Consider the following 13,873-nt stretch of genomic DNA (forward strand, 5'->3'; position numbering starts at 1 on the left):
TCTCCGGACGCCGGGACCCGCGACGACATCGTGACACTGACCGCTTCTCCCGAGACGAAAGCCCTCGTCCCCATCCTGCCGCCGAAGCAGCGGCGTCGGCGCCGCAGCGTCGGCCACCCCGTCTACACGCCCTACGTGCTGCTGCTGCCGACCATCGCGCTGTTCGCGGCGTTCACGGTCTTCCCGTACCTGAGCGCTCTCTGGCAGAGCTTCACCACCAACGTCGACGGAGTGACCGCATTCGCCGGCCTGGCCAACTACACGCGCCTGTTCCAGGATCCGCTGTTCTACCAGGCCCTGTGGAACACCTTCGTCATGCTGATCGTGCAGGTGCCGATCATGCTCATCCTCGCGATCCTGCTCGCGGTCGCGTTCAACTCGGTGCTGCTGAAGTTCCGCGCCCTGTGGCGCACGCTCTACTTCGTCCCGATCGTGATGGGCCTGGTCGCCTACGGCATCCTCTTCAGCGCCCTGTTCAACTCGGAGGACGGCTTCGTCAACCAGTTGCTCGGCTACGTCGGCATCGGTCCCGTGCCGTGGCTCACCGACCCGTTCTGGGCGAAGATCTCCATCGTCATCGCGATGACCTGGCACTACACCGGCCAGAGCGCGATCATCTATCTCGCCCAGCTGCAGGCCATCCCCACCGAGCTCTACGAGGCCGCCGCGGTCGACGGGGCGAACGGCCGCAAGCAGTTCTGGCATGTCACGATCCCGGGTCTGCGCCCGGCGATCATCCTCACCGTGATCCTGTCCACGATCGGCACGCTGCAGCTCTTCGACGAACCCTTCGTGATCACCAACGGCGGCCCGCTGAACTCCACCCTCACCGTGGGCATGTACCTCTACCAGAACGGATTCCAGTACTTCGACTTCGGGTACGCCTCCGCGATCGGGTACGTCCTCACGCTCATCATCGGCGTCATCTCGCTGATCCAGTTCCGACTCTTCCGGGAGAAGTCATGACCACCCTTCAGGCCGGCCCCCGCCGAACGGGCCGCTCCCTGGTGCTGACCACCGCGATCGCCGCGGGTGCCGTGCTCATGGCACTGCCGTTCTACTGGCTGATCATCGCCAGCACCTACCCGTCGAACAAGATCTTCTCGACCCCGCCGAACTTCGTCCCGGGCGACGCGTTCTGGAGCAACGTCACCGGTCTGTTCCAAGAGACGATGTTCGGCCGCTCCGTGCTGAACTCGGTACTGGTGGCCTCGATCTACACGGTGCTCGGATTGATCGTCTGCACCGCGGCGGGCTACGCGTTCGCGAAGTTCGAGTTCCGCGGCAAGAACGTGATGTTCGGCATCCTGCTGGTGACGCTCGCGCTGCCTTCGCAGGTGACGCTGGTCCCGCTGTTCCAGATCATGGTGTGGCTCGGCTGGCTGGACACCTACCAGGCCCTCATCCTGCCGAGCCTCGCGCTGCCGTTCGGCGTGTTCCTCATGCGACAGGCGATGAGCTCCATCCCCGACGAACTCATCCAGGCGGCACGAGTGGATGGCGCGGGCGAGTTCCGGCTGCTGTTCCAGATCGTGATCCCCACGGTCCGTCCCGCCCTGGCCGCGCTCTCGATCTTCCTGTTCCTGGGCATGTGGAACGCCTTCGTGTTCCCGCTGGTCGTGCTGCGCACGCCGGACGCGTACACGATCCCGGTGGCGCTGGCCACGCTGCAGGGCGTCAGCAACACCGACTACGGGCAGCTGCTGACGGGCACCATGCTCTCGATGCTGCCGATCCTGATCCTGTTCCTGTTCCTCCAGCGCCAGTTCGTCGCCGGCATCCTCGCCGGCGCCGTCAAGCAATAGCGCTCACCCGACCTCGCAACGCAAAGGACCATCTGTGCTCCTCGAAGACAACGACCTCGACACCGTCCAGTGGACGCCGCTCGCCCGCGGTTTCTCGCTCGGCACCGGCGGCGGATGCCGCATCCTCCGGACCGAGCGGATCGGCGGCCTGCTGGAGATCCGCCTGACCGCGGAGGAACCAGGGCAGATCATGCTGGAGGGTCCGCTCGGCAACGCCTCCGGCGTCTGGCACGCCGGAGCGGACTCGATCCGCGGGCTGCCCGCGGACTGGGCCGGCTCCGAGTCCTTCGGAGCCGTGCGCTCGGTGCCGCTGCTGGTGCTGTGCGATGTCGACGGCTCCGCCCAGCTCGGTTTCGCCTTGGACAGCCTGGTACCCACCGGCCGCATCGAGTACGGCGTCTCGGAGGAGTCGAAGTCGTTCGTCGTCCGCATCGCGATCGAGCCCGCACTGGCGGACGACGACGGCGTCATCACCCTGCTCTTCGTCGCCGAGCAGGCGGCCTACGCCGACGCGGTGCGGACGTTGTCGCGCCGACTGCACGACGGACGGCCCGTGCACAGGGTGTCGCCGTACTCCCTCGAACCGGTGTACTCCACCTGGTACTCGTACTCGCAGCGGATCTCGGCCGACATCGTGCGCGACGAGGCCCTGCGGTCGCACGAGATCGGATGCAGGTCGATCTTCATCGACGACGGCTGGCAGCGCCTCGGCGACGGCCGCTGGTACGCGGGATGCGGCGACTGGGTGCCCGACGAGAGCAAGTTCCCCGACTTCCGCGGCACCGTCGATGAGCTGCACGACGCCGGCATGGGCGTGGTGCTCTGGGTCGCGCCGCTGCTGCTGGGCCCGCAGAGCGATGCGTTCGCCGAGCTGTCCGGGTACGCGCCGCACTACTCCGGCGACCTGCGCGCACACGTGCTCGACCCGCGCATCCCCGAGGTGCGACGTCATCTCGCCGGTGCATGCGCCCGGCTGATGTCGGACTACGCTTTGGACGGCCTCAAGGTCGATTTCCTGAACAACGCGATGGTCTACGCCGGCACTCCGTCGCCCGGCGACATCGACGACGTCGGCGAGGCGATGCGGGTGCTGCTCTCCGACATCTCGGATGCTGCAGAGCTGGCCCGCCCCGGTTCGCTGATCGAGTACCGCCAGCCGTACGTGTCGCCCGCGATCGCCGGGTACGCCGACGTCATCCGCGCGACGGACTGCCCTGCCGACGCCGACCAGAACCGCCGCCGAACGGTCGACCTGCGCCTGTTCGCCACGGATCAGGTGGTGCACGCGGACCCGATCATGTGGGACCCGCGCGCCGGCGTCGAAGCGCCCGCCCGTCAGCTGCTGAACACGTTCTTCTCGGTGCCGCAGCTCTCGATGCCGATGGCCTCGCTCCCGGCCGAGCAGGTCGAGCGCGTGCGCGATCTGCTGCAGACCTGGCACGGGCTGCGCGAGGTGCTGATCCGCGGCGAGATCTCAGCGGGTCTGCCCGGCGAGGGCTACCCGGTGGTCGCCTCCCGCCTGGACGGCACGCTCGTGGTCGCGGCCTACCAGGAGCGGATGCTCGACCTCGACCTCGACGGCGTCGACCGCCTCGTGGTGATCAACGGCACCGCGGGGAACGCTCTGCCGTACCGCGTGGTCTCCGGAGACGGCGAGCGCTTCGGTCTGACATCCGACGGCATGGTCGAGATGGTGCCGTGGAGCGTGCTCGACCTCGCCTGACCCTCCCCACGCCGACGCCGCCGCTCCTCTCGGGAGCGACGGCGTCGGCGTTTCAGTCCTCAGGGTGGAAGCCGATCAGCCAGCGCACGCCGTACCGGTCTGCGAGCGTGCCGTCGTGGTCGCCCCAGGGCCGCTTCTGCAGCGGGTCGATGATGCGCCCGCCCTCCGCCAGCTGCGCGAACCAGCGCGTCAGCGTCTCGGGGTCTGCGGTGCCGAGCAGCGAGAAGAACATGCCGTTCATCGTGACCGCGTCGTCGTCAGCACCGGCATCCGCTCCCGAGAGCGCCACCGGACCGCCGGTGAGCATGCCGTGCGCGATCTGGTCGCCGGGGCCGTCGGTGCGCTGGAACTGCTCATAGGTGAACAGCGCGACCTCACCGCCGAACACCGATTGGTAGAACGGCAGCGCTTCGGCTGCGGTTCCGGGGAACAGGAGGTAGGGCACGAGTCCGCTCATACCTGCGAGCGTACGCCCGGGCGCCGACGTCAGCCCAGCAGCAGCGCGGCCCCCAACAGCACCGGCACGCATCCGACGGTCGTGATGAACACGGTGTCTCTGGCGATCGCCTCGCCGATGTCATACCGCTGGGAGTAGTTGAAGACGTTCTGCGCGGTGGGCAGCGCCGCGAGCACCACGACGATCAGCACTTCATGCGCCGAGAGACCGAACACGAACTGTGCGACCAGCCACGCGATCGCGGGCATGACGAGCAGCTTCAGCGCGCTCGCCAATAGCACGTCGCGCCGGCGCCCGGCGGCGCCGAGCACCCGCTGCCCGTGCAGCGAGATGCCGTAGCTGATCAGCAGCACGGGCACGCAGGCGTTCGCGAGGAGGGTGATCGGATCGATGACGATCGGCGGCAGTTCGATCCCGAGCACCGACACCAGGGTGCCCAGCGCGGAACCGAGGATGATCGGGTTGGTCGCGGTGCGCAGCACCGTGCGGCCGAACGATCGGCGCTCGCCGGTCACCGCGTCGAGGATGCTCAGCGAGATCGGCGTGAAGACCAGGAGCTGCATGAGGATCACGGGCGCGGGATAGGCGGCGCTGCCGAGCAGGTACAGCGACAGCGGGATGCCGATGTTGTTCGAGTTCACCTGCCCTGCCGAGAGCGCCCCGATCACGGTCTCCCCCGCGGCGCGCTTCCAGACGAGCTTCGCCACCAGCACGTACAGGCCTATGACGACCGCCGCCGCGATCGCCGACACCGGCAGCAGCGATGAGAACAGCACCTTCGCATCCGCCTGCGCGAGCACGGTGAACAGCAGGAACGGCGACAGCACGAAGAACGTCAGCCTGCTCAGCACCTCGCGTGCGTGCGCGCCCAGCAGGTCGATGCGCCCGATGACGTAACCGACCGCGATCGCCAGTCCGACGACGGCGAATCCGGTGAGAGTGTCGAGCACCCCTCGAGCTTAGATCGAGCTCAGAGCTCGACCTCGACCAGCACCGGCTCGGGCTGCAGCAGCAGACCGAACTCGGAGTGCACGCGGTTCTGGATGAACCGGGCCAGCTCCGACACCTCGGCGGCGGTCGCGCCCCCGCGGTTGGTGAGCGCGAGCGCATGCTTGGTCGAGACGCCCGCGCGCGACCGGGGCAGCTTGAATCCCTTGCGGATGCCGGAGTGCTCGATCAGCCAGGCCGCACTGACCTTCACCTCGGCCGGAGCCGTCACGAGCGGTGGTACCGCACCGGTGAACCCCGACAGCGGGATCACGGTCACCGCATCCAGGTCGGGCGCGACGGGCCAGCGCGGGCACTCCGGCGGCAGCGTGCGCGCCACGGACTCCGGCACGATCGCGTTCTGGAAGAACGAGCCTGCACTGGCCGTGTCGGGGTCGTCGGGGTCCAGCAGCATCCCCTTCTTCGCGCGGGTCTCGAGAACGGTGGAGCGCACCCAGGCCAGCGGCACGGCCACTTCGTCCTCCAGGCCGAGCGCACGTCGCAGCTGCTCGCCGCGCACCACACGAGTACCGTCGGTGACGGCCAGATCGAGTGTGACGCTGAGGATCACGGCCCGGCGCTGCGGCACACCGCCGTAGTGGTGCTTGAGCACCGAGGTGCGGAAGCCGAGCTCGAGCTCTGACGCGGGGACGGTGACCGGCCGCGCGGCATGCTCATCGAGCAGCTCGACCTCGACGAGCGTCTCCTGGATCTCCTGCCCGTAGGCGCCCACGTTCTGCACCGGAGCGGCGCCGACGGTGCCGGGGATCCCGCTCATCGCCTCGATGCCGGCATAGCCGCGCTCGACGGCGTAGGCGACCAGGTCGTCCCAGTCGTGCCCCGCCTGCACCCGCAGCCGCACGCGGCCCTCGTGCGGCGAGGGGACCTCTTCGATGCCGCGGGAGAGCACCCGGATGACGGTGCCTTCGAAGGCGGCATCGCCGGCGAACAGGTTCGATCCGCCGCCCAATACGAACCACTCGTCGCCGGTGGCCCAGACCTGCTGCAGCTCGGAGATCAGCTCGGCAGTGGTCGCGGCCTCGCGCATCCGCTCGGGAGCGCCGCCGGTGCGCAGCGTGGTCAGCGTGCGCAGCGGGATCGGCGAGATCTCCGTCACAGCGCCACGCGCAGCTGCGCCTTGGCCAGCACGGTGGTCTCGCCGTGCGTGACCTTCAGATCGATCCGCGCGGTCTCGTCATCGACGGCGGCGACCTTCGCGACGACGGTGACGTCGGCGCCGTCCTGCGGATCGACGACGACCGGCTTGGTGAAGCGCACGCCGTAGTCGACGATCTTCGCGACGTCGCCCAGCGCGGACACCACGACCGACGAGGCGAGGCCCATGGTCAGCATCCCGTGCGCGAGTACGCCGGGCAGACCGACCTCGGCCGCGACGTCGTCGCGGTAGTGGATGGGGTTGAAGTCGCCGGATGCTCCGGCGTACCGCACCAGCGACTCACGGGTGAGGTGCACGGTGCGCTCGGCGATCACGTCTCCGACGGTGAACGGCATCACTCCCCCTGTCCTTCGGAGCCCACCAGCAGCACGCTGGTGGCGGTGACGACGTGCGCGCCGTCCGCATCGGTGATCTCGGCCTCGCTGGTGATCATGGCGTTTCCTCCGAGAGTGCGGATGCCGGTGACCCGCAGCTGCCCGGTGAGCTCGTCGCCGGCGACGATGGGCCGGGTGTAGGTGAACCGCTGCTCGGCGTGGATGGTGCGCGCCAGCACGATGCCAGAGTCCTCGAGCGCGAGCAGTTGCTGCAGCGTGTGGTCCTGGATGACCATCGCGAAGGTCGGCGGGGCGACCACGTCGGCGTAGCCGGCGGCGCGCGCGGTGTCGACGTCGGTGTGCACGGGGGCGTCGGCGAAGACCGCGCGCGCGAACTCGCGCACCTTCTCACGTCCGACGAGGTAGGGGGATGTCGGCGGGAACTCCCGGCCGACCAGTTCTGGGTTCACTGCCACCCCACGAGTCTACCGAGGCCCATATAGAGGTAACCCTTGACCGACAGTGCAAAAGAGTGATTCGATATGACTGCTTTGCGCACCCCAGATGCACAAACAATCACAACGAGGAGACGATGACGTTGAACTCACTTTCCTGCCGGCGACGCTTCGGCGCGCTGGGACTCGCGATCGCGCTGGGGGTGACGGGCTTCGGGCTCGCCTCCGTGCACACCGCCGAGCCCGCAGCCGCGGCCACGACCGCCGCATCCGACCCCACCCCGATCACCCCCAAGCCGGCTTCGCCCGAGGTCCCCGTCGACGAGTCAGGGGCGTCGATCGGTGCGATCACCGGCGTTCAGCAGGACGGGGCATCCGTCACGCTGACCGCCGAGCACGGCGCCATGCGCGTGACCTTCCTCGAGAACGGCACCTTCCGGCTTGAGGCCGACCCGAGCGGATCGTTCACGGATCCGGCGAACACGCCGCAGGGCGACGCAACGCGCACCGCCGACATCGTCGTCGGCGCCAAGACCTTCGGCGGCACCGACGTCTCGGTCGCCGAAGGCAACGTGATCAGCATCGCCTCGAAGACCGTCACCCTCTCGGTCGATCGCGCCACCGGTGCGGTTTCCGCCACCCGCGCCGACGGCTCGACGCTCTTCGCCGAGTCCGCCGCGATCACGTTCGGCAAGAACTCCGCCACCCAGCACCTGAAGGGCCAGGACGGCGAGCAGATCCTCGGCGGCGGCATGCAGAACGGCCGCTCGATCCACACCGGGTCGGTCATCAACATCGCCAACAACTTCGACTGGGACGACGACGGCTACCCGAACGCGGTGCCGTACTACATGTCCTCCGAGGGCTACGGCGTGCTGCGCAACACGTTCGCGAAGGGCACCTACGACTTCGCGAAGCACACCACCACGCACCAGGAGCGCCGCTTCGACGCGTACTACTTCGTCGGCGACTACGAGCAGTCGCTCGAGTCGTACACGCAGCTGACCGGCCGGCCGATCATGCCGCCGGTGTACGCCTTGGAGTACGGCGACGCGGACTGCTACAACCGCTCCAGCCCGACCTATTCCGGCAGCAAGGATCCGGCCAAGCTGAAGACCCCGCAGGCGCTCGAGATCGCCAAGGACTTCGTCGAGAACGACATGCCCGCCGGCTGGATGCTGGTCAACGACGGCTACGGCTGCGAATACCAGGAGCTTCCTGAGACGATCAAGGCGATCCAGGATCAGACCGATCTGAAGACCGGCCTGTGGACCCAGCGCTCGCTGGACAAGCAGGAGTACGAGGTCGGCGAGGCCGGCGTGCGCCTGCGCAAGCTCGACGTCGCATGGGTGGGCAGCGGCTACCGTCTTGCCCTCACCGGCTGCGAGGCCGCGCACGACGGCATCGAGAAGTACTCGGATGCCCGTGGCACGGCGCTCATGGTCGAGGGCTGGGCCGGCGCGCAGCGCTGCGGCATGCAGTGGACCGGCGACCACTCCGGCAACCTCGACGCCGTGCGCTGGCAGATCTCCGCACTGACCGGTGCAGGAAACTCGGGCCTCGCATTCAGCACGGGTGACGTGGACGGCATCTTCGGCGGCTCGCCGGATAGCTACGTGCGCGACCTGCAGTGGAAGGCGTTCGCGCCGGCGCTGTACTCGATGAGCGGCTGGGCCTCGGTCGACAAGCGGCCGTGGCTGTACGGCGACGAGGCGACGAAGATCAACCGCAGCTACCTGCAGCTGCGCCAGCGCCTGATGCCGTACATCTACACCCTCGCGGCGGAGTCGCACCGCAGCGGCCTGCCCATGATGCGCTCGCTGGCTCTGGAGTACCCGAAGGATGCCGGCTCGTACAGCGTCGAGGCGAACAACGAGTTCCTGCTCGGCAGCGACTACCTGGTCGCCCCGGTCTTCACGAAGACCGATGTGCGCAACGGCATCTACCTGCCCGCCGGATCCCAGTGGGTGGACTTCTGGACCGGTGAGGTGCACGAGGGCGGTCAGGTGTTGAACGGGCACCCGGCTCCGCTGGACAAGCTGCCGATCTTCGTCCGCGCCGGCGCGCTGGTGCCGCAGGGCATCACGGCCCGGAATGCGTCGCTCGTTCCGGCGGATTCCCCCGTCACGCTCTCGCTGTTCCCGCAGGGCAAGAGCTCGTTCTCGCTCTACGAGGACGACCAGGTCACGCGCGCCTACGCCGACGGCGCCTCCAGCACCCAGAAGTTCACCGTGGATGCTCCGGATGCCGGCAAGAAGGGCTCGGTCGTGATCAACATCGGCCGGCGTGCCGGGTCGTACGACGGCAAGGCAGCCGCCCGGCCGTACGTGATCGAGGCGCACACCGGTTCCGCGCCGAAGAACGTCGCGGTCGACGGCAAGGGGCTGAAGCAGGCTGCGTCCCTCGAGGCGCTGGATGCCGCATCCTCGGGCTGGTTCTTCGACGCGAAGGACGCCGGCGGCGTCATCCGCGTGAAGGTGCCCGCCGTCGCCTCCTCCGCCGAGGCTCAGGTCGTGCTCGCGGCCACCAGCGCCGTCGGCGGCCGGGATGCCGACCTCACCGCGGCATCCGTCTCGGTGACTCTCGACAAGCGGGTCTTCCAGGGCGACACCACCACGGTGGAGGCGACCTTCCGCAACACCGGCACCAAGAAGAAGGAGAGCGTCTCCCTGGCCCCGCAGCTGCCCGAGGGCTGGACACTCGTCTCTGCGAAGGGTGACAAGGCCGCCCTGGTCGAGCCCGGCGCGTCGGTGACCGCCACCTTCGAGGTGAAGGTCACGGATGCTGCCGCCGCCGACCTGCAGACGGTGAAGGTTGTCGCGGATTACACCGCGCAGAAGACCGCCCAGAAGGCGTCCGGAGCGAACCAGCTCTACGTCGCGTACGGATCACTGGCCGGGGCGTACAACGCCGACGCCGTGACCACGCTCACCACGGCGAAGCCCGGTGACTTCGACGGTGGCGGGGCGACCTTCTCGGCCGAGGCACTGGCGCGGGCCGGTGTCACCCCCGGTTCCACTGTCACGGTCGGCACCGGTGACGCGGCTATCGCCTACACCTGGCCGAACCCGTCCGGTGCGAAGGACTCCGTCTCTCCGGCCGGACAGACCATCGCGCTCACCGGCAAGGGCACGCACCTCGCGCTGCTCGCCTCCGCGGCATCCGGCGGCGGGGTCAACCCGCAGCTCGAGCTGCACTACGCCGACGGCACCGTCTCGAAGCAGACCGTGTTCTTCCCGAACTGGCTGCCGCAGGCATCCGGCCTGGGCGGCGCGAGCGTGGCGATCACGAGCCTCGGGCGCAACAACGGCAACAACCCGAACGTGTACGAGTACCCCACCGGCAAGTACCAGGTGTATTCGAACCTCGTGCGGTTGAACCCGGCCAAGGAGCTCGCCTACGTCGTGCTCCCGACCGAGAGCCGCCTGAAGATCTTCGACTGGAAGGTCGTCGACCAGCCGATGCCGCCGGCCCCCTCGGGCAAGGCCTACGCATCGGATCTGAACTGGATCAGCGCCACCACCGGGTGGGGCGTGATCGGCAAGGACGTCGCCAACAAGGATGCGGCGGACTCGCCGGACCTGCCGCTGGCGATCAACTACGTCGACCCCGCCACCGGGAAGAGCCCGACCTACGCCAAGGGCCTCGGCGTGCACGCGGCATCGAAGGTGACGTACTACCTGGGCGGCAAGTGCTCCACCTTCACGGCCTCGGTCGGGCTGGAGAAGAACTTCGCCGGCAACGTGATCTTCACGGTCGACGCCGACGGAGTGAACCGCTACCAGTCCCGCACCTTCACTCCGGGCTTCGCCCCGGAACAGGTGAACGTCGACGTCACCGGGGTGCAGTACATCGACCTCAACGTGACGGCGCCGGGCAGCATCAACGGCGCACACGGCGTGTGGGGCGATGCGCTGTTCACCTGCGAGTGACCGGCTGAAGAACTGAGCACAGGCGCCCCTCGGATCCGTTCCGAGGGGCGCCTCGCCGTGCGGTGGCTAGTTCTTGGCGCGGATGGCCTTCCGGGCCATCTGGTACCCGATGTAGAGCAGGTACACAGCGAACAGCACGTTGCCGACGAAGGGGTCGATGTGCGCGGCGAAGAGGGCGCCGAGCGCGGTCGTGGTGCACGCCGAGACGCCGACGAGTGCTGCGGCGACCAGGTCGACGTTCTTGTGCCGCAGGTTGCCGACCGTGCCGGAGACCGCGGTCGGGATCATCATCAGCAACGAGGTGCCCTTGGCGATGAGGTCGCTGACCCCCATGCCGAGCATCAGCGCCGGCACCACGATGATGCCGCCGCCCACGCCGATGAGACCCGCCAGGATGCCGGTGCACACGCCCACTCCGACCAGGATCAGCCCCGTCGTCCAGGTGAGGTCGAGTTCGGCGGCGCGCGAGGGGACGATCAGGAACAGGCTCACGATGACCACGGCGATGAAGGCGACGAACCCCCAGAGCAGCGTGCGCTGCGACATCCGCGGCAGCAGCCGGGTGCCGATCTGCGCGCCCACCACGGCGCCGAGCGCCAGGATCAGAGCGGGGATCCACGCGACGGAACCGGAGACCGCGTACGAGATCACGCCGACGCTGGCGATCGGCACGATCGCGGCGAGCGAGGTGCCGGCGGCACGGCGCTGGTCGAAGCCGAGCAGCAGCACCAGCAGCGGCACGATGACCGTGCCCCCGCCGACGCCGAACAGGCCGGAGAGCAGCCCTGCGGCGAGCCCGATCCCGATGTAGGAGAGGTACGCCCGTGCGCCCCGCGTGCTGGTTCCGTCGTCGTGCATCCGCCCAGCCTATTGCGCCGCCTCGGCACCGTACGTCCGCGTTTCGGCGCAGGCGCACGGTGCCGGAAGGGCTCAGATCTCCTGGTCGGCGAGCATCGGCACCGAGATCGACTCGGTGAGACGCTGCTCGTAACGCGCCTGGCGGCGGCGGAGCCAGAGCGCGCCGAGGATCAGCACCACCAGCACCCCGTAGGCGATCGCCGCGAACGGGCTCGCGATCAGCGTCATCGGATCTCCCTGGCTCAGCTGCAGAGCCTTGCGCAGCTCGGCTTCGCCCATGGGCCCCAGGATCATACCCACCACCAGCGGCGCCACGGGGATGCCGTAACGGCGCATGAAGTAGCCCAGCACGCCGATGACAGTCAGGATCACGATGTCGATGATGTTGAACTTGATCGCATAGGCGCCGAACGCCGCGAACATCAGGATGCCCGCATACAGGTACGGCCGCGGGATCTGCAGCAGCTTGACCCACATGCCCACCAGGGGCAGATTCAGCACGATCAGGATCAGGTTCCCGAGGTACAGACTCGCCACCAGCGCCCACACCAGCGCAGGCTGGTTGGTGAAGAGCAGGGGTCCGGGCTGGATGCCGTAGGACTGGAATGCGAACAGGATGATCGCCGCGGTCGCCGTGGTCGGCAGGCCCAGCGTGAGCAGCGGCACCAGCACGCCTGCGGCTGCGGCGTTGTTGGCCGCCTCAGGACCCGCGACGCCCTCGATCGCCCCGCGACCGAACTGCTCCTTGTGCTTGGAGAGCTTCTGCTCGGCCGCGTAGGAGAGGAAGGTCGCGACGTCCGCGCCTCCTGCGGGGATGGTGCCGATCGGGAATCCGATCGCCGTGCCGCGCAGCCAGGGCTTCCAGGACCGCTTCCAGTCCTCCTTGGTCATCCAGTTGCGCCATCCCTTGGTCACCGGGATGACGTCGATCCCGCCGTGCCTCATCCTCGACGCGACGTAGAGCGTCTCCCCGACGGCGAACAGGCCCACCGCGACGAGCACGACGCTGATCCCCTGGTTCAACTCGGGGATGCCGAGAGTGTAGCGCTGCTGGCCGGACAGGCCATCGGTGCCGATCAGACCGATGAAAAGCCCGAGGGCGAGCGACAGCACGCCGCGCGGCACGGACTTGCCCATCAACGCACCGACGGTGATGAACGCCACCACGATCAGCGCCAGTTTGTCGGGGTTGCCGAGCGAGACGGCGAAGTCCGCCAGGATGGGCGCGAGCAGCGTCAGGCCGACGGTCGCGATGGTGCCGGCGATGAACGAGCCGATGGCCGCCGTCGCGAGTGCGGCGGCGCCGCGTCCGAGCTTGGCCATCTTGTTGCCCTCGATGGCCGTGACTATGGACGCGGATTCACCGGGTGTGTTCAGCAGGATGCTCGTGGTCGATCCGCCGTACATGCCGCCGTAGTAGATGCCGGCGAAGGTGATGATGGCCGCGGTCGCGTCCAGTGAGTAGGTCAGCGGCAGCAGCAGCGCCACCGTCATCGCCGGGCCGATGCCGGGCAGTACGCCGACGGCCGTGCCGATGAAGACGCCGATGAACGCCCACATCAGGTATTGGGGCTGCAGAGCGGTGGCGAAGCCCTCCAGGAGCAGACTCCAGCTGTCCATCAGAACATCCCTCCCAGCCAGCTGAACGCCGGCCCCCAGGGCAGCGACAACCCGAGAAGTCCGCCGAACAGCACCTGCACGACCAGGGCCACCACGAGTCCGATCAGGAATCCGAGCCACCAGCGCTTGGCGCCGAGGGCCCACGCGACGATGCCGAACAGAACAGCCGCAGCAGGCGCCCAGCCGATCGGCTCGATGAGCAGCAGGTGCACGACGATGGCGCCGACGATCTTCGCGAGGGTCACCCAGTCGGTGCGCGCGTCCGGATCGATGTCCTCCCCCTCCTCGACCTCCGCGCGCTGACCGCGCAGTACGCCGATGAGCACGGCGGCCGACGAGCCGATGAGCAGGATCGAGACGGCGATCGGGAACACCGTGGGTCCGACCTGGATGCCGACCGGGACGTGGATGCTGAAAGCGCCGATCAGTGCGAGGACACCGAGGACGAGCATGAGCAGGGCGAAGACGAGCTCTCCGATGGGAACCCGTGGGGCGGGCCGAGTCTTCTCGGCCCGCCCGTTCGCCCCGATGATCGGGGCGGTCAT

At 68.4% G+C, this 13,873-nt stretch carries 12 protein-coding genes; 4 read left to right on the plus strand and 8 right to left on the minus strand.

Annotated elements, in window-relative coordinates; all coding sequences use genetic code 11:
* Positions 1-30 precede the first annotated feature (30 nt).
* The 3 genes from ACFVDO_RS15660 to ACFVDO_RS15670 are packed head-to-tail and all read left to right on the plus strand — an operon-like array spanning position 31 to position 3,528.
* Positions 31-966, plus strand: coding sequence for a carbohydrate ABC transporter permease (locus ACFVDO_RS15660; protein ID WP_378859214.1), 936 nt, complete (start codon positions 31-33; stop codon positions 964-966).
* Complete coding sequence (locus ACFVDO_RS15665) at positions 963-1,805, plus strand: carbohydrate ABC transporter permease (protein WP_378859213.1); 843 nt, start codon at positions 963-965, stop codon at positions 1,803-1,805. Before ACFVDO_RS15660 ends, ACFVDO_RS15665 begins: the two co-directional genes overlap by 4 nt.
* 34 nt (positions 1,806-1,839) lie before the next feature.
* Positions 1,840-3,528, plus strand: a complete 1,689-nt coding sequence (locus tag ACFVDO_RS15670; protein WP_378859212.1) for a glycoside hydrolase family 36 protein — start codon at positions 1,840-1,842, stop codon at positions 3,526-3,528.
* A 52-nt stretch (positions 3,529-3,580) separates the two neighbouring features.
* Here ACFVDO_RS15670 and ACFVDO_RS15675 read toward each other — a convergent pair whose 3' ends face one another.
* Genes ACFVDO_RS15675 through ACFVDO_RS15695 form a run of 5 tightly spaced genes read right to left on the minus strand, consistent with a single transcriptional unit; the run spans position 3,581 to position 6,939 of the window.
* Positions 3,581-3,985 (minus strand): VOC family protein, encoded by a 405-nt coding sequence (locus ACFVDO_RS15675; RefSeq protein ID WP_378859211.1) that lies wholly within the window; start codon positions 3,983-3,985, stop codon positions 3,581-3,583.
* Between the two features lie 29 nt (positions 3,986-4,014).
* Positions 4,015-4,935, minus strand: coding sequence for an AEC family transporter (locus tag ACFVDO_RS15680; protein ID WP_378859210.1), 921 nt, complete (start codon positions 4,933-4,935; stop codon positions 4,015-4,017).
* A gap of 20 nt (positions 4,936-4,955) precedes the next feature.
* Positions 4,956-6,089, minus strand: a complete 1,134-nt coding sequence (locus ACFVDO_RS15685) for a UDP-N-acetylmuramate dehydrogenase (RefSeq protein WP_378859209.1) — start codon at positions 6,087-6,089, stop codon at positions 4,956-4,958.
* The gene (locus tag ACFVDO_RS15690; protein ID WP_378859208.1) at positions 6,086-6,484 is read right to left on the minus strand and encodes a MaoC/PaaZ C-terminal domain-containing protein; all 399 of its coding nucleotides are present in this window, start codon (positions 6,482-6,484) and stop codon (positions 6,086-6,088) included. The genes ACFVDO_RS15685 and ACFVDO_RS15690 overlap by 4 nt, the downstream gene beginning before the upstream one ends.
* Positions 6,484-6,939, minus strand: a complete 456-nt coding sequence (locus tag ACFVDO_RS15695) for a MaoC family dehydratase N-terminal domain-containing protein (RefSeq protein WP_378859207.1) — start codon at positions 6,937-6,939, stop codon at positions 6,484-6,486. The genes ACFVDO_RS15690 and ACFVDO_RS15695 overlap by 1 nt, the downstream gene beginning before the upstream one ends.
* Positions 6,940-7,055: 116 nt before the next feature.
* Here ACFVDO_RS15695 and ACFVDO_RS15700 point away from each other — a divergent pair, with 116 nt between their 5' ends.
* Positions 7,056-10,850, plus strand: coding sequence for an NPCBM/NEW2 domain-containing protein (locus tag ACFVDO_RS15700; RefSeq protein WP_378859206.1), 3,795 nt, complete (start codon positions 7,056-7,058; stop codon positions 10,848-10,850).
* A gap of 66 nt (positions 10,851-10,916) precedes the next feature.
* Here ACFVDO_RS15700 and ACFVDO_RS15705 read toward each other — a convergent pair whose 3' ends face one another.
* The 3 genes from ACFVDO_RS15705 to ACFVDO_RS15715 all read right to left on the minus strand — a co-directional run bounded on the left by ACFVDO_RS15705 (position 10,917) and on the right by ACFVDO_RS15715 (position 13,873).
* The gene (locus tag ACFVDO_RS15705) at positions 10,917-11,708 is read right to left on the minus strand and encodes a sulfite exporter TauE/SafE family protein (RefSeq protein WP_378859205.1); all 792 of its coding nucleotides are present in this window, start codon (positions 11,706-11,708) and stop codon (positions 10,917-10,919) included.
* Between the two features lie 72 nt (positions 11,709-11,780).
* Positions 11,781-13,328 carry a tripartite tricarboxylate transporter permease gene (locus tag ACFVDO_RS15710; RefSeq protein WP_378859204.1) on the minus strand — a complete coding sequence of 516 codons (1,548 nt, stop codon included), beginning with the start codon at positions 13,326-13,328 and terminating at the stop codon, positions 11,781-11,783.
* Entirely contained in the window at positions 13,328-13,873 is a 546-nt protein-coding gene (locus ACFVDO_RS15715) for a tripartite tricarboxylate transporter TctB family protein (RefSeq protein WP_378859203.1), read from the minus strand. The genes ACFVDO_RS15710 and ACFVDO_RS15715 overlap by 1 nt, the downstream gene beginning before the upstream one ends.

The organism is Microbacterium sp. NPDC057741 (genome assembly GCF_042798735.1).
In the GTDB taxonomy this organism is placed as follows: domain Bacteria; phylum Actinomycetota; class Actinomycetes; order Actinomycetales; family Microbacteriaceae; genus Microbacterium.

Coding starts and splice junctions, on each gene's coding strand:
- ACFVDO_RS15665 (WP_378859213.1), top strand. CDS start 963: ATGACCACCCTTCAGGCCGGCCCCCGCCGAACGGGCCGCTCCCTGGTG.
- ACFVDO_RS15675 (WP_378859211.1), bottom strand. CDS start 3,985: ATGAGCGGACTCGTGCCCTACCTCCTGTTCCCCGGAACCGCAGCCGAA.
- ACFVDO_RS15690 (WP_378859208.1), bottom strand. CDS start 6,484: ATGCCGTTCACCGTCGGAGACGTGATCGCCGAGCGCACCGTGCACCTC.
- ACFVDO_RS15700 (WP_378859206.1), top strand. CDS start 7,056: ATGACGTTGAACTCACTTTCCTGCCGGCGACGCTTCGGCGCGCTGGGA.
- ACFVDO_RS15705 (WP_378859205.1), bottom strand. CDS start 11,708: ATGCACGACGACGGAACCAGCACGCGGGGCGCACGGGCGTACCTCTCC.
- ACFVDO_RS15710 (WP_378859204.1), bottom strand. CDS start 13,328: ATGGACAGCTGGAGTCTGCTCCTGGAGGGCTTCGCCACCGCTCTGCAG.
- ACFVDO_RS15715 (WP_378859203.1), bottom strand. CDS start 13,873: ATGACCGCCCCGATCATCGGGGCGAACGGGCGGGCCGAGAAGACTCGG.